This window comes from Paenibacillus sp. ov031 (assembly GCF_900143165.1).
GTDB lineage: Bacteria > Bacillota > Bacilli > Paenibacillales > Paenibacillaceae > Paenibacillus > Paenibacillus marchantiae.
This window is the reverse complement of the sequence record NZ_FRDO01000007.1, coordinates 71,400-91,986: the sequence shown is the minus strand read 5'-3', so window position 1 is coordinate 91,986 and position 20,587 is coordinate 71,400. Positions and strand designations below refer to the sequence as shown.

Below are 20,587 nucleotides of genomic sequence, written 5' to 3'. Positions count from 1 at the left end.
CTGCGTGTAGTTCCCTTACTAACCTGAGAGCAACAGCGACCGATGGCCGATCCATCCCGAAGCGCCCGCAGGGTCCACACAACCTTTTTCCAACCAAAATGTAATAAATTTGCACATTCTTCAAATACTAACCTAAATTACGCAGTAAAGGAGTGTTCCGGATGTCCCTGACACCCACTCCAACGGTCTATGTTCGTTTGCGCAGCCGTATTCGCATCCAAAGAGGCCGAAGTGTCAAGCTTGGAGATGTAGCTCACTTGCTCACCTCTCCCGAAGAACAGGAAGGAAGGCTGCTTGAGCTTGAATTGCTGCGCCCCGAACCGGAGGACGGCAATCTGATCCTCATTGATATATTGCAGATCATCCCCGAGATCCGTCGAACCTTGCCAGATGTCACCGTTGAATTAATCGGATCGGGTCATACGCTTGTTGAGGTGGTTGTAGGAAGTGGCAAGCCTTCCAAATCTCTGTTCATCCTGGTGTGGCTGCTGCTTTTCTTTGGATCAGCATTGACCATTATGAATTTTCATGCGGACGTAAACATGCAGGAAGTCCAGATTCGAATTGTAGAGATGATTACGGGCCGCCGGGATGAGCATCCGTATCTGTTTCAGGTGGCGTATTCTCTCGGGATCGGGTTTGGTATGGCTGTGTTCTTCAATCATTTATTCAAGAAAAAGTGGAATGAAGAACCTACCCCTTTGGAAGTGGAAATGTTCCTATATCAGCAAAATGTAGACAAGTATGTAGTGATTGAAGAAACCGAACGTATGCATGAAGAGGAACGCAGGGAGATGAATGCGGATGAGCGTTCTTAACGGAGCAATCAGCATTGTGCTGGGCATTGCGGGGGGAATCGCTGTAGGAAGCGGTGTGATTGCGCTTATTCTCGTGCTTGATATGATCCCAAGATTAGCTCAACTTACGCGAACTTATGACAAAACCCATTGGTATGAAGGGGCCTTGATCGGGGGTTCGCTGCTCGGTACTGTTGCGGATTTTTGGCACTGGAAGGTACACGGAGCGCTGTTGCTGAGCCCGATCATCGGACTGTTTTGCGGTGTGTTCATCGGTCTGCTTGCTGCGGCACTGACTGAAGTGCTGAATGTACTGCCAGTGCTGGCAAAACGACTGGGCATGAAATCGTATTTGTTTGGATTGTTGCTTGCTATGATTTTGGGGAAGATGACGGGCTCCCTGTTTGACTTTTTTGTATACCAGCGTTAAAACGTTAGGCCTAAGGAGGATGGGAAATGGACGTAAGATCGGACAACGACGGGCATGAATCCAGCGAAGCAACATCCGAAGAGAAGATGCATAAATCTCCTTATGAGATTCAGGAGGAAGAAGAAAAGAAGGCTTACGAAAAGAAGAAGCAAAATGAAATGTCTGACAGTATCGAGGAATCGGTAGAATATTGGCAGGAAAACGACGATATATCCCCTCGCATGAGTGATAACAAATATACGCTTCAGCAAGTGTTGGGACTTGGAGAGTCCTTTGATGTGAATATGAGGGAAATGGTCTTGGGTGGCAAACATGTTGGATTGTTGCTACTGACTGGGTTTGCAAAGGATGAGATTCTGCTTGAAGTGCTAAAAAGGCTAACCTATCTTACACCGGAGCAAGTGTCCGGACATGCGCTGAAGTCGTATTTCGAATGTTACATTCCTCATATTCAAGTTGAGCGAGTGGAGAAAATGAGCGCCGTCATCAACAAGGTCCTCACTGGCATGAGTGCCATGTTTGTCGAAGGGGATCGTTCCGTTATTATTATGGATACTCGCAGCTATCCGGTACGTTCCCCAGAGGAACCTTCGCTGGAGAGAGTGGTGCGGGGTTCAAGAGACGGATTCACGGAGACACTTCTGACCAACGTGGCGTTAGTGCGCCGAAGAATACGGGACCCAGGATTAAAATTTGAAATTATGCAGGTTGGACGCAGATCGCAAACGGATGTCTGTGTTGTATATATTGACGATATCGTGGACAAGGTTCAGGTGGATTCCGTTCGTGAAAAAATCAAACGAGTAAATATCGACGGCATCCCTGCTGCCGATAAACAGCTTGAAGAAGCGATTATTAACAAGGGTTGGCACCCGTATCCGTTGGTTCGTTATTCGGAACGACCGGATGTGACAGCTTCTCATTTGATGGACGGAAGGGTGGTTGTTTTTGTAGATACTTCACCCAGTGTGATGATTCTGCCCACGACCTTTTTTGACCTGTGTGAGCATGCGGAAGAGAACAGACAGACCGCCTTTATGGGAACCTATCTGCGCTGGGTACGATTTGGGGGTATTCTGATTTCGCTTTTCCTGTTGCCGCTATGGCTGTTGATGGTTATTGACCCTGCCATTAAGCCAGCAGGAATGGAGTTCATCGGTCCTCATGAAAATGCCCAGCTCCCGCTGATTCTGCAGTTCCTGCTTATTGAATTCGGGGTGGATTTATTACGGATGGCAGCAGTCCATACTCCGACGCCACTCGCTTCGGCCATGGGTTTGATTGCGGCCATTTTAGTCGGGGATATCGCCGTAAAAACAGGATATTTTGTCAATGAAGTGGTACTTTACATGGCGATTGCCGCGATTGGTATGTTTGCAACACCCAGTTATGAGCTTGGTTTGGCTAATCGATTGGTCAGATTGTTTTTGCTCGTTGCTGTGGCGATATTCAAGGTTCCTGGATTCGTTGTCGGGACGACGTTCATTATCGTGGCGCTCACTTTGCATCGCTCCTACAACTCTTCTTATCTCTGGCCGTTCATACCGTTTAATGCAAAGGCTTTGGGTAACTTTTTGTTCCGTTTGCCGCTGTTGGAAAATAAAAAACGTCCTTCGATCAACAAAACGCGTGACAATACCAAAATGGACAGTGATCCAGATGGGGAACTGCAAAAAAGTAAAAAACACAAATGATCTGCCGAAAAATCCATTCTTCTCATTTTCTAATTTGATATACTGGTGTAAAATCATTGGAATAACAGCTGTTCCAGTATATAAAAAAGTGAGGAATGCAGATTATGTATTTACATGGTACAAGTAAAATAAATGCACAGGGACATCTGGAAATTGGTGGAGTCGATACAACCGACTTGAAAGAACAATTTGGAACTCCCCTGTATGTTGTGGACGAGCAATTGGTTCGTGAGCGCTGCAGAGAGTATATGGAAGCGTTCCGTGCTTCAGGCCTGGGTTTCCAGGTTGCTTATGCAAGTAAAGCATTCTGCGTAATGGCGATGTGTGCCCTTGCTGCGGAAGAAGGACTTTCCTTGGATGTTGTATCCGACGGTGAATTGTTCACGGCACTTCAAGCCGGTTTCCCGGCAGAACGCATTCATTTCCACGGTAACAACAAAACGCTGGAAGAGATCGAAATGGCGCTTGATGCAGAGATTGGCTGCTTCGTTGTGGATAACTTCAATGAACTGCACTTGCTGCAAGCTGTAGCCGCAGACAAAAATCGCAAAGTTAACATTTTGCTTCGTGTGACGCCTGGTGTTGAAGCGCATACGCATGAATATATCTCGACAGGACAAACGGATTCCAAATTTGGATTCGATATCGGGAACGGAACGGCATTTGAAGCCATTGAATTGGCTTCCAAGCAGTCAAATCTGGTATTGCTCGGTGTGCATTCACACATCGGATCCCAAATTTTCGAAGTTGAAGGCTTCCAAATGGCAGTTCAACGCGTTGCTGAGTTTGCAGCAGATGTGTATGAGCGTCTTAACGTGGCATTCAAAGTGGTTAATCTGGGCGGTGGCTTCGGTATCCGCTATATCGATGGAGATACACCGCTTGAAGTTTCACAATACGTGAAAGCCATCACGGATGCGGTGAAAAATCATTTTGCTCAAATCGGCTATGCCGTGCCTGAGATCTGGGTTGAACCAGGCCGCAGCATCGTAGGGGAAGCGGGAACTACGCTCTACACTGTTGGAACAAGCAAAGATATTCCAGGAGTTCGTAAATACGTAGCTGTTGATGGTGGAATGACAGACAATCCACGTCCAGCGCTGTATGAGTCCAAATATGAGGCTGTATTGGCAAACCGTGCAAATGAGGCTGCTCAGGAAACGGTATCTGTTGCTGGTAAATGCTGTGAGAGCGGCGATATGCTGATCTGGGATCTGGACCTGCCTAAAGTGCAAAGCGGCGATCTACTCGCAGTAGCTTGCACAGGCGCATACAACTACTCGATGGCAAGCAATTACAACCGGATTCGTCGTCCGGCAGTTGTGTTTGTCAAAGACGGTCAAGGGGATGTAGTGGTACGCCGTGAGACGTATCAGGACATCATCCAGAATGATCTCGTACCTGAGCGTATTGCAAAACAGCCAGTTACCCGTTAATTAAAGAACAAATAGTGGAGCACTATATGAAGAAGACAAAAAAGGACACTCCTTTTTTGTCTTCTTTTGCATCTTTAGGGCTGGATTTTGAAAAAAACTTGCTTATTATTTTGCGATCAATCCATTTTCAGTGTACACTAAGAAAAGTGCTATAAAGCTTGGCCCAGGGTCATGCGTTCTGGCACCATTAACGATGGTCAATACGAAAGGAGTCATTTACATATGGCGAAACAAGCGAAAATCAAAATGGCAAACGGCGGAGAAGTTATAATCGATTTGTTCGATCAAGAAGCTCCAAACACAGTAGCAAACTTTGAGAAACTGGCTAACTCCGGTTTCTACAACGGTCTTGTATTCCACCGTGTTATTCCGGGCTTTGTAGCTCAAGGTGGATGCCCTAACGGTTCCGGTGCAGGCGGCCCAGGTTACACAATTAACTGTGAAATCAACCCGAACAAACATGAGCGTGGAACTTTGGCTATGGCTCATGCAGGCCGTAACACAGGCGGAAGCCAGTTCTACATCTGCTACCAACCGCAACCACATTTGGATGGACAACATACTGTATTTGGTAAAGTAACCAAAGGTATGGAATTCGTGGACGCTTTTGAAGGTCGCGACAAAATGGAAACAGTTGAAGTAGTAGAAGCTTAATCAATAAACGTATGTAAACCGTTTCGCAATTAGCGAAGCGGTTTTTGTTTACACTTAAGCTTATTAAAAGTTAGTATGTGACAAAAAGGAACAAAAAACAATTGATTTTTTGACGTTAAAGTGCTAACATCCAATTAATAACGCAACGAATCCTTCAGGGCAGGGTGTAATTCCCTACCGGCGGTGATGCAGTATGTGAGGATATCTATCCAGCATTGATGCAAAGTCCGTGACCCGTCTGCCTGTGGCAGATGGCTGATCTGGTGTAATTCCAGAACCGACAGTATAGTCTGGATGGGAGAAGGAGAGGGTGCAGTCCTTAGGGGCCGCATTCCGCAGGAGTGTTGCTGTACAGTTTTTGACGAATTCATTTCCTGTGCAGGGAGAAATCCGGTTACTTCCGGAAATCTTCATACATATGCCACATCATAGAAGCTCTTTACCTGTAATTGAAGTTCATTAAGGTATGTGTCTGCTTTCACTTGCCTGAAATGAAGTTTTGGGCGATGTGTTGTTGGCAATGTATCAATAGTACTGCTGGTGACACATGTCTCTCATCATCCCCATCGAACGGTTTGTTCGACGGGGATTTTTTATTGGATATGGAACATGCCTCTCTGTTGGAAGGGAGGTCTATAACTTAAGATTTTAACCGTGGGGTGAACGGACTTGGAAATGATTAATGATGAATTTTATATGGCGCTAGCACTGGATATGGCAGAACGGGCACAAGGACAGACCGGAATCAATCCGGTAGTCGGTTGTGTCGTTGTAAAAGAAGGACGTATCGTGGGCCTCGGAAGTCATCTCAAACGGGGAACGGGTCATGCAGAGGTTCATGCGCTGAACATGGCGGGTAGTGATGCTGAAGGCAGTACAGTGTACGTTACGCTCGAACCCTGTAGCCATTATGGCAAGACTCCACCATGCAGCGAACGTCTCATTCATGAGAAAGTGAAACGTGTCGTTGTATGCTGCGAAGATCCGAATCCGCAAGTATCCGGCAGAGGAATCAGCATGCTGCGTCAACAAGGGATCGAAGTTGAAGTTGGAGTGCTGCGTGAGCGCGGAAGACGGATGAACGAGAAATTTATCAAATACATTACAACAGGTCTCCCCTTTGTAACTTTGAAGACGGCCTCTACACTGGATGGCAAAATTGCTACGCGTAGCGGTGACAGCAAATGGATCTCTAACGAGTCTGCTCGCGAGATTGTACACGCGCTTCGCCATCGCCATCAAGGAATTATGGTTGGTGTGGAAACGGTCATTGCAGACAATCCCGAACTGACGACTCGCTTGCAAGTGGAAGGGATCAGCCCAGTACGAATCGTGGTCGATTCCAAGCTACGTCTGCCTGTAGGCGCCAAAATGGTCAAGGATGGCCTTGCACCTACCTGGGTACTTACAACAGATGAGGCGAGCCCTGAAGCGGCTGAGCGGCTGGAAGCCTATGGGGTGGAGATTATACGTTGTGGTCCAGGACCACGTGTTGATCTACTGAGTGCACTCAGCAAGCTCGGTGAGCGTGAGATTGGTTCAATTCTGCTTGAAGGCGGTGGAACATTGAATGGGTCCATGCTGGAAGCGCGGTTGGTAGATCGACTGCTCATGTTCATTGCTCCGAAAATTGTCGGAGGATACGAAACACCAGGCAGTTTCCGCTTTGAGGGTGTAGAGCGCATGAGTCAGGCGATTCAATTACATCAGCTGGAAATTGAGCAAGTTGGAGATAATATCAGCATTGGCGGAATTCCGGTTTGGCCTGAATAAATGAATTAACGATAATGAAATAAATAAAGGAGGCGGTAGCATGTTTACCGGTTTGGTGGAAGAAGTCGGTCAGATCCGGCGGATAGGTCGGAAAGGCGAAGCGATGGTCCTGAATATCGGAGCTTCCGCCATCATGAACGACTTAAAGATTGGCGATAGTGTAGCTGTAAACGGGGTATGCTTAACTGCAACAACTCTGGAGGGTGGCGGATTTACTGCCGATGTGATGCCCGAGACATATCGACATACCAATCTTAGTCAATTGCAATCCGGCAGCAAAGTTAATCTGGAGCGAGCCATGCTGTCAGGTGGACGTTTTGGCGGGCATATCGTTCAGGGCCATGTCGATGGCACTGGGGTCATTGGCAGCATTACACGTGACCAGAATGCAATTGTTTTCGAGATCAAACCTGACGATATGCAGCTGTTCAAATATCTGATACCCAAAGGGTCTGTAACCCTGGACGGAATTAGTCTGACCGTTGTGCATACTTCACAGACCGCATTCACTGTATCCATTATTCCACATACCATTGGTGAGACCGTATTAAATGTGAAAAAGACGGGAGATACCATCAATATTGAGTGTGATATTTTGGGCAAATATGTGGATCATCTGCTGCACTATGGTAAGGGACATCAGGAGACCGGTGCGGGCAAGCCGCGAAGTATCAGTGAGGATTTCCTGGCTAATCACGGCTTTGCTTAACAAATCGTAATTGATAAACTACAAATATAAATTGAAATGGAAACTGGAGGGGGACCTATGTTAGAGAAATCCATTCTGAATTCTATTGAGGAAGCCATCTACGATCTCATGCAGGGTAAACCGGTTATTGTGGTGGATGATGAGGATCGGGAGAATGAAGGCGACTTTATCGCTTTGGCGGAAAAGGCTACACCTGAAGTGATCAATTTCATGATTACCGAAGGCAGAGGTTTGGTGTGTGTTCCCATTACGCAGCAACGTGCCGATGAACTCAACCTAAAGCCTATGGTTCAGCAAAATACAGACTTTCATGGGACGGCTTTCACCGTCTCTGTAGATCATAAAGATACCACAACGGGCATCTCGGCTCATGAACGCTCCATTACAGTCAAGGGTCTAATTGATCCCGAAGCGAAAAGCGGAGATTTCCGCAAGCCGGGCCATATGTTCCCACTCATCGCCAAAGATGGCGGTGTGCTAAGACGCGCGGGACATACGGAAGCAGCTGTAGACCTCGCCATTATGTGCGGTTCTTATCCGGCAGGTGTAATCTGTGAAGTGATCAAGGAAGATGGCACGATGGCCAGACTTCCAGATCTGCAGGAGATTGCCCGCAAGCATGATCTGAAGCTGATCAGTATTCAGGACATGATTCGGTACCGGAATGAGAAGGAACAGTTGGTTAAACGCGAAGTAGCTGTACGTATGCCAACAGACTTTGGTGAATTCCAGGCGGTGGCATACACAAATGCAGTGGACAACAAGGAGCATGTCGCTTTGGTTAAAGGCGAAATTGACGGATCGAAGCCTGTATTGGTCCGCGTACACTCCGAATGTCTCACAGGGGATGTATTCCATTCTCATCGATGCGACTGTGGTCCACAATTTGATGCAGCATTGAAACAGATCCATGACGAAGGCAACGGCGTCCTGCTCTATATGAGACAGGAAGGACGAGGCATTGGACTGATCAACAAGCTGAAAGCCTACAAACTGCAAGAGGAAGGTCTGGACACCGTGGATGCCAATCTGAAGCTTGGGTTTGCTGCCGATCTTCGAGATTACGGCATTGGTGCCCAAATTCTCAAAGATCTAGGGGTTCGTCAAATTCGGTTGTTAACCAACAATCCACGCAAAATTAAAGGACTTGAAGGGTACGGACTTGAAGTGGTGGAACGTGTTGCCATTCAGATGGAAGAGAACGAGGACAATACGGTCTATTTGCACACGAAGCAGGCGAAGCTCGGCCATATGCTAAAGTTCGACGATATCGAGCAGAATGAAGAAAAAAACTGAGTAGCTTTTCTGAGGTTAAACAGGGTGAACTAGTTTCCAAAGATCAGCTGCGTACATCATATAATACAATTAGGGAGATGACTTGAATGCCACACTTTTTTGAAGGAAATTTGGTATCAGAAGGATTAAAATATGGAGTGGTCGTAGGACGTTTTAACGAGTTCATTACAAGCAAATTGCTCAGCGGAGCGCTGGATGCGTTCAAACGTCATGGTGTACAAGATGATGAAGTGGATGTAGCGTGGGTTCCAGGAGCGTTTGAAATTCCGTTGATTGCCCAAAAAATGGCTGAAAGTGGAAAATATGATGCTGTCATTACGCTGGGGACGGTTATCCGTGGTTCAACAACACATTATGATTATGTGTGCAATGAGATGGCTAAGGGTGTAGCCGCAATTAACCTGAAAACAGGCGTACCTACAATCTTCGGCTTGGTTACAACAGAGAATATTGAACAGGCCATTGAGCGTGCTGGAACAAAGGCAGGAAACAAAGGCTGGGATTCAGCTACTGCCGCTATTGAAATGGCGAACTTGACGAAACAGCTAAAATAGTGCTTATTTAATATAGTGCCCTGCTCTGCGCAGACGAAAACGGGAGACCGGATTCGGCGGCTTAGCGGGGGTTTTTATTTTTCTGGCGGGAGGATTCGTCTAGTGACGGTAGTTACATACAAACTGGAGACTTTTGAAGGGCCTTTGGATCTGCTGCTTCATCTGATCGATAAGGCAGAGATTCATATCCAGGATATTCCCATCAGCGATATTACCGATCAATATATGGCGTATCTGCATTCGATGCAGGAGCTGGAGCTGGATATTACGAGTGAATTTCTGGTAATGGCGGCAACACTTCTGTCGATCAAGAGCAAACTATTACTGCCCAAACCACCGGTAATCGAGGACTTTGAGGATTATGCATATATGGAAGATGAAGATTATGATCCACGTGCAGAACTGATTGCGCGTCTGATTGAATATCGCAAATACAAGGGAATTGCGCGTCACTTGCACGAACGGGAGTGGGAACGCAGCCTTATTTTCTCCAAAGAGCCCGAGGATTTGCGGCCGTATATGCCTGTAGAAGCACAATCGAATCCGGTCGAGGGTTTGCATACCTCGGATCTGATTGCGGCTTTCCAGAAGGCGCTGCGCAAGGCGGAGAAGCGGACAACCGTAACTCGGATCCATCGGGATGAAATCTCGGTTAAGGATCGTATTCGCGATGTCATCGGTGCGTTGGAAAGTATGGGACCGGGAGGCAGGCTGTTATTCTCCAAGTTGCTGGATAACCAAATTTATCGGCACGAGATTGTCGTAACTTTTCTGGCGGTGCTGGAACTGATGAAGATGAAGCAGATCGTCTGTTATCAGGAGCGGATGTTTGAGGATATCGTTATGGAGTGGAGAGGGGAAACAAAGAATCATGGATTTTCCGAAATTGAAATCGATTATTGAAGGCCTGCTGTTTTTGTCCGGAGAAGAAGGTCTGAGCATCAAACAAATCGCCGAAATCGTGGATCAGCGAACCGAACTGGTGTCGGATGCGATTGAGGAAATGATCGCTGAATTTGCCAAGCAGGGACGAGGCGTACAAATTCTTAAAATTGCAGGGGTAGTCCAACTGGGTACCTTGCCGGAACATGCGGCTTATTTTGAGAAATTGGCTTATTCACCTGCACGTACCTCTTTATCCCAGGCGGCGTTGGAGACGCTCGCTATTGTGGCGTACCGTCAGCCTATCACACGGGTAGAGATTGAGGAGATCCGTGGGGTGAAATCCGAACGTGCCATTCATACACTTGTGAACAAGGATCTCATTCAGGAAGTGGGACGGGCTGAGGCCATTGGACGCCCAATTCTATATGGCACTACCAAGTCTTTCCTGGATTACTTTGGTTTGGCTTCGCTCAAAGATCTGCCGGAGCCAGGGTTGTTTGAAGATTCCGAGAACCTGGAGGAAGAAACACAGCTGCTTTTTGAAAAATTGGATGTGCAGCATGTGGACCTGGACCTGGATAGTGCAAATCTCGAGAATGATGCAAATGCAAACGATATTAATAACGAAGATGATCCTTCGAACTCATAACTTTGCAGTCTGGATCGATCCAAAACCGGTTGCCCTTTCGGGGTGCCGGTTTTTTTGGCGTGGTATGTGGAATGGAGTGCAAGGTAGTCGTTCAAAGATTAAATGGAATTTTCAGGTCAGACGTGAATTTTTTCCTATATAGAGTGTCATACTAGACGAGAAAAGAATTGAGGGCTTGGAGGTAAGGCCTGTGTGGATTTGGCTTGGAGGAATCGGCTTGTTGATCGCACTGCTTCTTGTCGCAGTCCTCATCTCGTATGTTCATGTGCATTTTACATTCAGGAAACACAATCATGATGATTATGCCAAGATTACGGTTCGTCTGTTATATGGCATTGTGCGTATTAACTATGAAATTCCTAGTATTGTCTTTCGTAATATGAAGGAAGGTTTTCTGGTGAAGACGGAGCAGCGAATGAATCATTCGAGGGGAGAAGCCCAGAGCAGCGAGCGTGTTAACAAACGTAAAGTCAAAAAATGGGCTAAGGATGTAAAAATCATGCTCAGGGCAACGGAAGCATTAAAGCTCTGGATCAAGCAAACACTCACTCGTGTACATATGACTCATTTGTCCTGGTCCACTCGCGTTGGCGTCGGCGACGCAGCATATACGGCTGTTCTCATCGGTTGGGTGTGGAGTATCAAGTCGATCATCATTGGATACCTCTCTTATCAAATCCGTTTTGAACAAACGCCAAAGTTACAAGTTGTGCCGGTGTGGGAAGACGAGATGGAGTTCCAAACCGAGCTGGATTGGAAACTAAAGATCCGGATTTCAGCAGTCATGATTGCAGGACTTACGCTCTTAACCCGAGTGCTTCAAGTAGAGGGAGGATGGCGGATGTGGTTCAAACTCTTACAAGAACAACGGCGCAGACGCAAGCTGAAGCTGAAGAAACAACACAGTAAATCGCAAATTTAAGTGTATGTACTGTCCCTGTGTTATACGCCTTTCATTTAAAATGATTGCGGGGTGGCGGGGGTGGAACTATGCGTCTTGGCTGGGTCTACTCGGTAGTTAAGAAGAAACCGAGTATGAGAAAATTTCCTATAGTTTGCTTGCAACTACCGGATTTTATTTTGCCCAGTCAGCGGTTTGTAGTATTGAGGTTTAGTTAAATGGCTGGCTTACATAAGTCCCTTCAAGTTTGGGGATGATATGGTTAGATCAAACCTAGCTTAAATTGAAACTGGAGGGAATTTAAATGTCAGATCATCCAATTCAAGGCTTAATGGAAACCGCAATGGAAAATATCAAGGCCATGGTGGATGTCAATACAATCGTGGGCGATGCGGTCGAAACACCTGATGGTACCGTAATTTTGCCGATCAGTAAAGTGGGGTTTGGATTCGCTGCGGGTGGCAGTGATTTTCATGTAAATGATGGAAACAGCAAAGGTGGAAGCGGCGGGAGCAGCGGAAGTAGTACCACTGAACATGCCAGCTCCGCATCGGTTGCCTCACCATTTGGAGGCGGAAGCGGGGGGGGCGTATCCATTCGTCCTATCGCGTTCCTGGTAGTTGGCAAACAGGGCGTACACATCGTACCGCTTGACAACTCAACGCATCTGTTCGAGAAATTGATCGATTCCACACCATATGTGATGGATAGAATCCAGGACATGTTCCGCAATCGTAATACAGCACAACCGGCAGAGTCAAGCATTCCTGTCACACCTGATCCTTCTACGTACAGCTAAATAATGATTCGGTTAAAATCCCTTCCGCAGCATGTGCGAGAGGGATTTTTGCTGTTTGCTTAGTGGAATGCAGGGGGAGTATATCCAAAGGGATCAATATCTAATGAGACTTATCTCCTTGTTTCGCCTAACCTAAACATGAAAAAGATGTTGAAGGGGGAAGGTAAATTGCAAAGAGATACGATTTTTACCGTTTTATTTGGATGGCTATTGTCTGCCATGGTGTACCTGGTTGGAGGGATGGATCACCTATTTATTGCAGTAACGATTTTTGTGGGGCTCGATTACATCACAGGTGTGTTATCTGCATGGTACAAAAAAGAACTTTCCAGCAGGGTCGGATGGTGGGGACTTGCCCGTAAGTCATTAACATTTGTATTCGTTATTATTGCTCATCAACTGGATATTGTTGCTGGCAATTCGAATGACTTTATGAGAGATGCCATGCTGATGTTTATCATCGGTACTGAAGGAATAAGCATTCTTGAGAATATGGGGAAATTGGGACTTCCCGTCCCGAAATTTATCACTTCTGCTCTTTTCAAGCTTCGGGGTGAGGAAGATAATCAAGCTGAAAGCAAGGAGAAGATATAATGCTTCCAATCACAACGGACTACATACCTGTTAATAAGTACAGTCGAGCGGGAATGAAACTGAAAGCTAAACGAGGAATTGTTATGCATTATACCGCTTCCCCAGGAGCCTCAGCCAAAAACATCAGTACATATTTCGCAAGTTTAGCACAGCAAGTTGGAAACGGTCGTTATGCAAGTGCACATTATTCTGTAGATCGAACCTCCATTTATAACAGTCTTCCAGATGATGAACTTGCATACCATTGCGGTAGCGAGACTTACACAAAGGAAGCTGTGGCCCGTCTTGGAACGTATCCCAACAATAGTACGGTGGGTATTGAAATGTGCATTGAGAAGGATGGTAGCATTCATGAGGATACATTTAATAACGTTGTAGAGCTGGCAGTATATCTGATTAGAGAACGTGGCTTTCCCAATGTGTTTTTTACGCATAAAGAAGTTGTCGGGTGGAAGGAATGCCCACTACCTTGGATCAAAACCCCTGGGGAATATGAAAGGTTTAAGCAAGCAGTCAATTCTAAATTGAATCCACTGAAGGAAGAAGTGGTCACGGAGGATGAAGATGATATGAATAAAGTGCTGGATTATGCTCAATGGACATGGAATGAACTTGATAAATACATAGGAGATGCCTATAACGACAAAATCATTGACGAATGGGCATGGGTGGAGAAAGTACGCAAGAAGAAGCTGACCTACGGGGAATTGCTCATGTTGAAGGTTCTGATTGATGAACGAAGACGCAAAAAAGCATGAGATAAGCCACGAACTGAAAAAGGGGCTATTCGGTACGTCTTTTTAACCAATCATTAAAATGAGCTGCGTCTTTCAAAAAATAATAATTTTGTATGATCACAATTTTGTTAGGATGTTCATGCTCATATTGTGAGTGAGACAAGGATGAATCCACGGTTCCAATTACAGGGTGATGTAAGTCGACTATAACATGTTCTAAAATTTCTTGGCTCATATAACTGTCCTTTCGTTAAATGGGTCATGTTGAAGAAGGAGAAATTCTTGATGTCTCCTACATGTTCTATACGATTTCAGATAAAAGGTGTTAAGGAGTCAGATATTAAAATTGAAAAAAGTAGAGCCCCAAGTCCAAGGACTTGAGGCTCTATTTTTTTTGCACTTCCTTTGCCAAAGAAACATGTATCCGGTCAATCTAATTCGTAATTACTAAAACGGTGTAGCTACTCTTGTAAAAAAGTGGAGAGGGCATCATCTGCAAGGTCGAGTTCTGCGAAGGCCCTGCACACTTTCTGGAAGGATCTAATGGTATTGGTCTCGTATAAAATGTTGATGGGATCGAAACCTAGCATAACTAGTGAATCCACAAGTTCTGTTTGGTCCACTTCGATATGGTGCAGTGCTTCAAGCATGGTTTCAATGACTGCTAAAAATAGAATTGCTTTATTTACTTGATCCATACGTGTTGCTCCCTTCGTTATTTCCTTTTCTCCTGTCATTCTGCCAAGGTACATTCTTAGAATAAGCAGGGTGAGATGGAAAATAACGCGAAGCACATAAGTGACCCCATATAAACTAAATAAATCTGAAATGAGGGGAGAACAAAGACGTGAAAAAACAGTATAAGATCTTCAATGAAACTCCCCTAGTATGTAAGATTAAGCGTTCTCGTTCACTTCATTGATAATTGAATCAATTAACTCATCATCAACTAATGTACTCGCTTTTTCAAGAGCGGATAAAATGCCTTCTGGATTATCAAAAAAAACGTTAAACAGGACGGGAGCGACGTCGTCTATATTAATTTTCTGGGCTTTAACCATACTAATCAGAGCAACAACGATCTCGTGACCTTCTACATTGCCTTCCATGAATCTATTTCTTAAGTGAGTTGCGACTGCTTCGGTCTTTGACTGCGAGTACGCCATTACATTCCCTCCAACGATTGAATAATCTAAGTAGTGCTCCTCTTTTATGCAAGTCTAAACCAGGTTAGATTAGGAGTTATCTTAACAATAATAAGTCAGTTAGTTCAAATTATCAATAACTACTACAGCAATGAAATTTCACTTGAATCCCGTCTTTACTCAACAAAAAAGACCCTGGACGGGTCATTTTTTTGGTCTTCCTTCCCAATAATCCGGAAATCCCTCGTAATCCCAAGCATATAGGTTTTCGTTGTCCGCCTGAATGGCAACATCTGCTCCTGAGCCAAAATCAACACCTACAGAGCCAAGTTCTTTTGCTTTAATGGCTAATACCTTGCCAGGTGCCCCTGCACATACGAGAGCCAGTTTCCATGGTGTTTTTTTGTAGATGTTTTCCATTTCTTTAGAGGCTGCGCTCACATGAGACCAAGAGGGGCAGTCCACTGTTGTCACGATGTCTGTCCAACCGTAACGGCGTTCCAGAACTTCTTTATATTGCTCGGCTTTGGCTCCACAGATCAGTATAGGCATGGTCTTGAACGTTTCATAGAACAGTTTGAACCGGGCAATGTAATTATTTTCAAACGCGTAGAATGTCTTCTTGGGCTTAATCTTGTAATACGAGAGACACATATCAAACAAGGGTCTGAAATACCAGTGATCCGTCTGGGTCAAGTGACCAACATAATCGGCTTTTCTCAGGCAGTGTACAATGATTTCTCTCGCACCTGCATTGGGTAATGTAATGCCACAGTATGTGGGATCATTCACCCACCCGTAATGGGATTTGATGAAGTCCATGGTTAGGACAGTTCCATGGGCCAGAATTGTATTGGAAGCATCCCCGAATCGAACGGAAGCATGAGCTTCTCCATCCGAAGCCTTTTGGAACCAATTATGAATTAATTCAACGCTTCCAAGCACGCTCTCCACCCTCTTTCGGATTGAAATAATTTAAGTCCTTTTTGTACATCTGCATCATCTCCTTCTTTTATAGAATAGAAGAAACGATTCATTCTCTCTCCTCTTTCCAGTGAAAAGATCTTTTTTGTTGGACACGCTGAAGATTGGCGAAGATCGGTCTACACTATGTGAAAGGGGAGGGATGAACGGTGGCTAACGTATTCATAGGTGCTCCTGTGAGAAACCGGGCATGGATTATGGAGCGGCACTTGCAGTCGCTCAAACAACAGACAGTAAACAAGCATTTTTTTTACATTTTGAACGATAGCGAAGATCAGACAGAACAAATTTTGAATGATCATCAGATTTCGTACATGACTCATAACTTGGGCAAGTCATCTGGTCATTTACGTGGTCAATACTCCTATCACAATCTGGCGCTACTAAGAAATATACTTGTAGATGAGTTTCTAAAATCCGATTGTGATTATCTGTTCTCCATTGATACAGATATCATTATCCCTGAACATAGCCTGGAACAGCTTATTGAAAATGATAAGGACATCTGTGCCATGCTGATTCGAAATCACCCAAGAATTAAGGCTCATAATGTAATGATTGGTGGAAAGCACGTTCCAGAATTCAGCGAGGGTGTAATCCCTGTGGATTTGACAGGTGCAGTGTATCTCATTAAACGTGAAGTCATTGAAGCTGGAGTTCGATATAGTTCACATCCAATTGGTGAAGACGCTCCCTTCTGTGAGCATGCTCAGCAACTTGGTAATGAACTGTATGTGGATACACGGCTTCGTCCGGTTCATGCCTATGAGGAAGGAGTGGAGTTGGTTGCTAAATTGGCTGGTAGATAGAAGTAGGCGGAAAAAAGGATGTTTTGAAAGCATTGAAATGACGATCATATATCCACCTGCACTCGATTGGAATTTGTTGTTTCAACGTCCACAGCAATTAATGACCGCATTCTCCAAGATTCCAGGGGTCCGTGCTATTTTTATTAACGAAGAAACGTATAAGAAACAGAGCCGTCCGATCGAGAAGTTGAATGACGACCTCTTCCTTGTGCAAAAGGGGATTAACTATGACCATCTGGTCAAAGGAAAAAAGGTACTCTGGTTCTCCAGTCCAGGTCAGTATAACTATGGGGATGGGCGTAATTTTGATTTTACCGTATTTGACTACTTGGACAATTCGGCCGATGAATTTGCGGTTTGGAAGGATTACATTCCGAAATGTTTTGAACGAGCAGATCTGATTGCTACAACGGCAAAGGTGATGTATGAAGCTCATAAAAATGACGGCAAACCGATCTTTATGTGCCCGAATGGGGCGGACTATGATCACTTTAAGAAAGCACGTGTATCTCTCCCAGTACCGGCGGACTTCCCCGATGTTAAGGAGGGACAAAAGGTTGTGGGATTCCATGGGGCTATGGCTTCCTGGGTGGATTATTCACTTATTACCGACATTGCAGATAAAGGGTATCGTGTAGTTCTGATTGGAAACAATGCCCTGTATCAAAAAAACATTGTGCATCCCAATATAACTTGTCTTCCACATAAGGATTATAGAGTTCTTCCAGCCTATATTGCCCAATTCGATGTTTGCATCGTGCCATTCAAACTGACAGAAATGATCCGTGGATGTGATCCGATTAAATATTACGAATATTTGTCTGCGGGTAAGCCTGTTATAACGACTCGTATGGAGGAAATCGTCAATAAATACAGTAACGTGACCTACTTTATGGATCGTCATAATTGTGGGCAGGTGCTTCAGAAAGCAATCAGTGAGAACAACGAGGCCAAAATCGCAGCCCGTGCAATGGTTGCTAGAGCTAATAGCTGGGACAGTAGGGCCATGGATGCTGTCAAAATGATAAATCAGGTGATGGGAGTCAACGTGGATGAAACAGATATTCAAACGAATTTTCGGTAGCCAGGTGGCCAAGCCGCCAATGGAAGTTGAAAAAATAGAGGTCCAAATGAGTGAGTTCAATTTTGAAAAATATGTGCCCAAAACCAACACAACCATTGTATATCTGCCTGCTATAGATTTTCATAGTGAACGATTTGGGCGTCGACCACAACGATTGTTAAGAGAACTTGCGGAGATTGGTTATCATGTGATTTATATAAATTCCAGTGATGAGTTTTATCAGGTGGATGCGTTGGAGTATCCTCACCCTGAGCTTCCGAATTTTGTCGTGGCTCGTGTTGGTCAGAACGTTCGTCCGTTGTTTCAGGGGGAAAGAGTCATCTATTGGGTGAATGACAGCCGATTGGCAAATTCAGTCGAGACAGTTTATCCTAACCTGGTTGTATTCGATTCGCTTACGGATCCCGACCTATTTGAAAAAGACAAACACAAGATGGAAGCTGTTGCTGACGTTGTGTTTATTACACCAGAGCGAATTTATGAGCATGGAAAATACTGCTCTCATGTTCATCTGATTACTGCCGATGAATATGAATTAAAGGAACGAGCAGAACAGGTCGCCCAAATTATAGATGAATTGCCCAATAGACCGGCCCCTCTTATGTAGGGGTCTTTTTTTATTTGATCTTATTAGAAGCTGTTCACCTTGCAGAAATCCCATTTAAACTTTCGTTCAACATATTCAGTGATAGGTGTTAGGGAATGAGATTAGCGTTCTACACTATGAAAAGCAGAGACAGCCACCAGCCAAACTGCTTGGAGGAATGAAAGTCTGATCTTTTCAATCCTTCGACCAGCCGCCGGCTCATGTAAGTCTCGATAGCTAAATAATGATATTACAAATCTAAGGAGTGGACTGTTCAATGGCTAAAAAAATGATTATCAAAGGTGTAGGTACATTCATGGCGAAGCGTTATCCTACAGACCCGCTGGGTGCAATTGAAGTAATTACACTGGGTACCCTGCAAGATCTGAAAATTGACCTCAATGTAGAGCTGGAGGACATCTTTGGTGGTGATGGCCTGTTTGCCATCGATGTACTGGTGAAGTCGAAGTCCATTGAGGTATCTGCTACAGATGCCAAATTCGATCTGGATGCGATACAGCTGATGATGGGTTCAACCGTACAGGAACAAGTGAAGTCCTACGTATGGGTTTTGAATGAGCAGGATACTGCAGCTGCTGGCGCAAGCAATTCCGGATTTGCTGAAGTTAAACCAAAATTTGCAAGTACAATCTATGGAAATAACGGAGATATTACGGTTCGTCTCAAAGATTCCAACAAGTTGCTGAAACAACTCAGTTCGAAGGCAGCAGCTGTGGCACCAGATGAATTCTTCTACGATGAAGCAAATGATGTTGTTGTACTGAACGCCGCGCATATCAGCAAGGAAATTGTGCTCAACTACAAACGCGAAGAATTGGTAGACATGGTTGATTTGCTGGTTGACGAAGTGCCTTTCCCAATCTCTGTGATTCATCATGGTACATTCCAGCAAAAAGATGGCTCTTTCGCAGGAGTTGAAACCGAATTGTACATGTGCCGTGCCAAGGGTACATTCAGTATCAATGCTCAGCGTGCTGCAGCATCGGCATCTGCGATTTCCTTGCAGATTCTTGATCCTGAACGTGCGGACGGCAAATTGGGAAGCATCAAACGCTTTAGCGCAACAAGCAAAATCTAAGATCTCATACGATGTTCCATTGCTCCTGGCAAGGTATTTTACGGCGTCTGTGTCCTCCCCTGCACAGACCCTTGCCTTGCCAGGTTCTTTATTTTACAGGGGAGAGAATGTTCAGGGGAGGCTCTACTGATGGTGGAAACAGAACAGGAAAAGGCTGAGCGTGAGCTGGCGGAAAAATTGAACGAGGAAGCTGCCGAACGAATCAAAAATGATCCGGCGAATAAACGGGTAACCCCGGAGGAAGCCGAAGCTGCTGAACGGGCATTCTTCGAAGATGATGAGATTATAACACTTCGTGATCGGCGGAAATACCGCATCCCACCATGTAACCTGAAGGATGCACGTCGATTAATGAAACTGCTAAAAACGGTCAATATCGACGCCATTATTCTTAACTTTATTCCAACAGAGAATGATGAACTGGATGCAAAACGACAACAGGATTTATTTGATGTGTTGGCTATGGCGTTTAAAAACTATCCGCACATTGTGACCAAAGATGAACAGGGTGAGTATATCATCAATCGAGAATATCTGGATGAGTACCTTGATTTAAATACAGCTCGTAAAGTCATTGATATGCTCATTGGTCTAAATGGTCTAAAAAAGTAGAACGCGCCGAGGGTGAGCCTCTGGAGGGAACCGAAATCCGTGATGAGGAAACGCAAGAGCCAATTCACTGGGGAGAAATCTTCTTTACCCTTCACAAGCACTGTGGGCTGAACAAGTGGGAGATCTGGGAGTACACGCTCCCTCAGGTCGCGGAGCTGTGCAAGTCAGCCGAGAAATATATTCAGTTTGAGGTTGAATTAATGACAGCACCTCTTCGCATGTTCGGTGGCGGCAGAGGGGAAGAAGAAGTCGGGGAAGATGGAAGTATTAGACGTAAACGGACTTTTGATGACGCGGACTATACAGAACTATCCGAGGAAGACATCGGTTTGCTTGCACAAGCGCTTGGAGGATAAGTGA

The 20,587-nt window shown here is 45.1% G+C and carries 24 protein-coding genes and 1 riboswitch; of the genes, 21 read left to right on the top strand and 3 right to left on the bottom strand.

The genetic code is table 11. The features are described 5' to 3' along the window. Nucleotides 1-161: 161 nt before the first annotated feature. The 15 genes from BUA17_RS24160 to BUA17_RS24090 all read left to right on the top strand — a co-directional run bounded on the left by BUA17_RS24160 (nt 162) and on the right by BUA17_RS24090 (nt 13,929). Nucleotides 162-818 (top strand): stage V sporulation protein AA, encoded by a 657-nt coding sequence (locus tag BUA17_RS24160; protein ID WP_072735285.1) that lies wholly within the window; start codon nt 162-164, stop codon nt 816-818. After that, nucleotides 805-1,227: a stage V sporulation protein AB gene (locus tag BUA17_RS24155; RefSeq protein ID WP_063565738.1), complete on the top strand. Its 423-nt coding sequence runs from the start codon at nt 805-807 to the stop codon at nt 1,225-1,227. Before BUA17_RS24160 ends, BUA17_RS24155 begins: the two co-directional genes overlap by 14 nt. An 86-nt stretch (nt 1,228-1,313) precedes the next feature. Beyond that, nucleotides 1,314-2,921: a spore germination protein gene (locus BUA17_RS24150; RefSeq protein WP_063565767.1), complete on the top strand. Its 1,608-nt coding sequence runs from the start codon at nt 1,314-1,316 to the stop codon at nt 2,919-2,921. Between the two features lie 104 nt (nt 2,922-3,025). After that, the gene (gene lysA, locus BUA17_RS24145) at nt 3,026-4,357 is read left to right on the top strand and encodes a diaminopimelate decarboxylase (RefSeq protein WP_063565739.1); all 1,332 of its coding nucleotides are present in this window, start codon (nt 3,026-3,028) and stop codon (nt 4,355-4,357) included. 222 nt (nt 4,358-4,579) lie between these two features. Continuing rightward, complete coding sequence (locus BUA17_RS24140) at nt 4,580-5,011, top strand: peptidylprolyl isomerase (RefSeq protein ID WP_072735284.1); 432 nt, start codon at nt 4,580-4,582, stop codon at nt 5,009-5,011. Between the two features lie 146 nt (nt 5,012-5,157). Continuing rightward, a riboswitch (FMN riboswitch) is annotated at nt 5,158-5,321 on the top strand. Nucleotides 5,322-5,680: 359 nt separating this feature from the next. After that, nucleotides 5,681-6,784, top strand: coding sequence for a bifunctional diaminohydroxyphosphoribosylaminopyrimidine deaminase/5-amino-6-(5-phosphoribosylamino)uracil reductase RibD (gene ribD, locus BUA17_RS24135; RefSeq protein ID WP_063565740.1), 1,104 nt, complete (start codon nt 5,681-5,683; stop codon nt 6,782-6,784). A 40-nt stretch (nt 6,785-6,824) separates the two neighbouring features. Beyond that, nucleotides 6,825-7,493, top strand: coding sequence for a riboflavin synthase (ribE, locus tag BUA17_RS24130; RefSeq protein ID WP_063565741.1), 669 nt, complete (start codon nt 6,825-6,827; stop codon nt 7,491-7,493). Between the two features lie 57 nt (nt 7,494-7,550). Continuing rightward, complete coding sequence (locus BUA17_RS24125; RefSeq protein ID WP_072735283.1) at nt 7,551-8,789, top strand: bifunctional 3,4-dihydroxy-2-butanone-4-phosphate synthase/GTP cyclohydrolase II; 1,239 nt, start codon at nt 7,551-7,553, stop codon at nt 8,787-8,789. A gap of 86 nt (nt 8,790-8,875) precedes the next feature. Continuing rightward, on the top strand, nt 8,876-9,343 hold the full coding sequence (gene ribE / locus BUA17_RS24120) for a 6,7-dimethyl-8-ribityllumazine synthase (protein WP_072735282.1): 468 nt from the start codon (nt 8,876-8,878) through the stop codon (nt 9,341-9,343). A gap of 102 nt (nt 9,344-9,445) precedes the next feature. Then, nucleotides 9,446-10,246, top strand: a complete 801-nt coding sequence (locus BUA17_RS24115) for a segregation and condensation protein A (protein WP_063565744.1) — start codon at nt 9,446-9,448, stop codon at nt 10,244-10,246. Next, nucleotides 10,215-10,877 (top strand): SMC-Scp complex subunit ScpB, encoded by a 663-nt coding sequence (gene scpB / locus BUA17_RS24110; RefSeq protein ID WP_063565745.1) that lies wholly within the window; start codon nt 10,215-10,217, stop codon nt 10,875-10,877. Before BUA17_RS24115 ends, scpB begins: the two co-directional genes overlap by 32 nt. Nucleotides 10,878-11,067: 190 nt before the next feature. After that, nucleotides 11,068-11,799 carry a DUF2953 domain-containing protein gene (locus tag BUA17_RS24105; protein WP_072735281.1) on the top strand — a complete coding sequence of 244 codons (732 nt, stop codon included), beginning with the start codon at nt 11,068-11,070 and terminating at the stop codon, nt 11,797-11,799. Between the two features lie 283 nt (nt 11,800-12,082). Beyond that, entirely contained in the window at nt 12,083-12,577 is a 495-nt protein-coding gene (gene ytfJ, locus BUA17_RS24100; RefSeq protein ID WP_072735280.1) for a GerW family sporulation protein, read from the top strand. A gap of 168 nt (nt 12,578-12,745) precedes the next feature. Further along, nucleotides 12,746-13,171, top strand: coding sequence for a phage holin family protein (locus BUA17_RS24095; protein WP_244552219.1), 426 nt, complete (start codon nt 12,746-12,748; stop codon nt 13,169-13,171). Further along, nucleotides 13,171-13,929: a peptidoglycan recognition protein family protein gene (locus BUA17_RS24090; protein ID WP_072735279.1), complete on the top strand. Its 759-nt coding sequence runs from the start codon at nt 13,171-13,173 to the stop codon at nt 13,927-13,929. Before BUA17_RS24095 ends, BUA17_RS24090 begins: the two co-directional genes overlap by 1 nt. Before the next feature lie 440 nt (nt 13,930-14,369). Here BUA17_RS24090 and BUA17_RS24085 read toward each other — a convergent pair whose 3' ends face one another. The 3 genes from BUA17_RS24085 to BUA17_RS24075 form a co-directional block, all read right to left on the bottom strand. Beyond that, nucleotides 14,370-14,606: a hypothetical protein gene (locus tag BUA17_RS24085; protein ID WP_139295726.1), complete on the bottom strand. Its 237-nt coding sequence runs from the start codon at nt 14,604-14,606 to the stop codon at nt 14,370-14,372. Between the two features lie 198 nt (nt 14,607-14,804). Beyond that, nucleotides 14,805-15,074 (bottom strand): hypothetical protein, encoded by a 270-nt coding sequence (locus BUA17_RS24080; RefSeq protein ID WP_072735277.1) that lies wholly within the window; start codon nt 15,072-15,074, stop codon nt 14,805-14,807. A 183-nt stretch (nt 15,075-15,257) separates the two neighbouring features. Then, nucleotides 15,258-15,998 (bottom strand): GT-D fold domain-containing protein, encoded by a 741-nt coding sequence (locus BUA17_RS24075; protein WP_072735276.1) that lies wholly within the window; start codon nt 15,996-15,998, stop codon nt 15,258-15,260. A 188-nt stretch (nt 15,999-16,186) separates the two neighbouring features. Here BUA17_RS24075 and BUA17_RS24070 point away from each other — a divergent pair, with 188 nt between their 5' ends. The 6 genes from BUA17_RS24070 (at nt 16,187) to BUA17_RS31775 (ending at nt 20,583) form a co-directional block, all read left to right on the top strand. Beyond that, nucleotides 16,187-16,846, top strand: a complete 660-nt coding sequence (locus BUA17_RS24070; RefSeq protein ID WP_072735275.1) for a glycosyltransferase family 2 protein — start codon at nt 16,187-16,189, stop codon at nt 16,844-16,846. Next, nucleotides 16,824-17,930: a glycosyltransferase gene (locus tag BUA17_RS24065; protein WP_072735274.1), complete on the top strand. Its 1,107-nt coding sequence runs from the start codon at nt 16,824-16,826 to the stop codon at nt 17,928-17,930. The genes BUA17_RS24070 and BUA17_RS24065 overlap by 23 nt, the downstream gene beginning before the upstream one ends. After that, nucleotides 17,899-18,537 carry a hypothetical protein gene (locus BUA17_RS24060; RefSeq protein WP_072735273.1) on the top strand — a complete coding sequence of 213 codons (639 nt, stop codon included), beginning with the start codon at nt 17,899-17,901 and terminating at the stop codon, nt 18,535-18,537. Before BUA17_RS24065 ends, BUA17_RS24060 begins: the two co-directional genes overlap by 32 nt. 256 nt (nt 18,538-18,793) lie before the next feature. After that, on the top strand, nt 18,794-19,615 hold the full coding sequence (locus BUA17_RS24055; RefSeq protein WP_072735272.1) for a hypothetical protein: 822 nt from the start codon (nt 18,794-18,796) through the stop codon (nt 19,613-19,615). A gap of 129 nt (nt 19,616-19,744) precedes the next feature. Next, nucleotides 19,745-20,227, top strand: coding sequence for a hypothetical protein (locus BUA17_RS24050; protein ID WP_072735271.1), 483 nt, complete (start codon nt 19,745-19,747; stop codon nt 20,225-20,227). A 200-nt stretch (nt 20,228-20,427) separates the two neighbouring features. Then, a complete protein-coding gene (locus BUA17_RS31775; RefSeq protein ID WP_244552218.1) occupies nt 20,428-20,583 on the top strand; it encodes a hypothetical protein in 156 nt (51 codons plus the stop codon). The last annotated feature ends 4 nt before the right edge of the window (nt 20,584-20,587 follow it).

Excerpts from the sequence above, each read along its gene's own strand:
- BUA17_RS24160 (WP_072735285.1), top strand. The coding sequence starts at position 162 with ATGTCCCTGACACCCACTCCAACGGTCTATGTTCGTTTGCGCAGCCGT.
- BUA17_RS24155 (WP_063565738.1), top strand. The coding sequence starts at position 805 with ATGAGCGTTCTTAACGGAGCAATCAGCATTGTGCTGGGCATTGCGGGG.
- BUA17_RS24150 (WP_063565767.1), top strand. The coding sequence starts at position 1,314 with ATGCATAAATCTCCTTATGAGATTCAGGAGGAAGAAGAAAAGAAGGCT.
- lysA (WP_063565739.1), top strand. The coding sequence starts at position 3,026 with ATGTATTTACATGGTACAAGTAAAATAAATGCACAGGGACATCTGGAA.
- BUA17_RS24140 (WP_072735284.1), top strand. The coding sequence starts at position 4,580 with ATGGCGAAACAAGCGAAAATCAAAATGGCAAACGGCGGAGAAGTTATA.
- ribE (WP_063565741.1), top strand. The coding sequence starts at position 6,825 with ATGTTTACCGGTTTGGTGGAAGAAGTCGGTCAGATCCGGCGGATAGGT.
- BUA17_RS24125 (WP_072735283.1), top strand. The coding sequence starts at position 7,551 with ATGTTAGAGAAATCCATTCTGAATTCTATTGAGGAAGCCATCTACGAT.
- ribE (WP_072735282.1), top strand. The coding sequence starts at position 8,876 with ATGCCACACTTTTTTGAAGGAAATTTGGTATCAGAAGGATTAAAATAT.
- scpB (WP_063565745.1), top strand. The coding sequence starts at position 10,215 with ATGGATTTTCCGAAATTGAAATCGATTATTGAAGGCCTGCTGTTTTTG.
- ytfJ (WP_072735280.1), top strand. The coding sequence starts at position 12,083 with ATGTCAGATCATCCAATTCAAGGCTTAATGGAAACCGCAATGGAAAAT.
- BUA17_RS24090 (WP_072735279.1), top strand. The coding sequence starts at position 13,171 with ATGCTTCCAATCACAACGGACTACATACCTGTTAATAAGTACAGTCGA.
- BUA17_RS24085 (WP_139295726.1), bottom strand. The coding sequence starts at position 14,606 with ATGGATCAAGTAAATAAAGCAATTCTATTTTTAGCAGTCATTGAAACC.
- BUA17_RS24080 (WP_072735277.1), bottom strand. The coding sequence starts at position 15,074 with ATGGCGTACTCGCAGTCAAAGACCGAAGCAGTCGCAACTCACTTAAGA.
- BUA17_RS24060 (WP_072735273.1), top strand. The coding sequence starts at position 17,899 with ATGAAACAGATATTCAAACGAATTTTCGGTAGCCAGGTGGCCAAGCCG.
- BUA17_RS24055 (WP_072735272.1), top strand. The coding sequence starts at position 18,794 with ATGGCTAAAAAAATGATTATCAAAGGTGTAGGTACATTCATGGCGAAG.
- BUA17_RS24050 (WP_072735271.1), top strand. The coding sequence starts at position 19,745 with ATGGTGGAAACAGAACAGGAAAAGGCTGAGCGTGAGCTGGCGGAAAAA.
- BUA17_RS31775 (WP_244552218.1), top strand. The coding sequence starts at position 20,428 with ATGACAGCACCTCTTCGCATGTTCGGTGGCGGCAGAGGGGAAGAAGAA.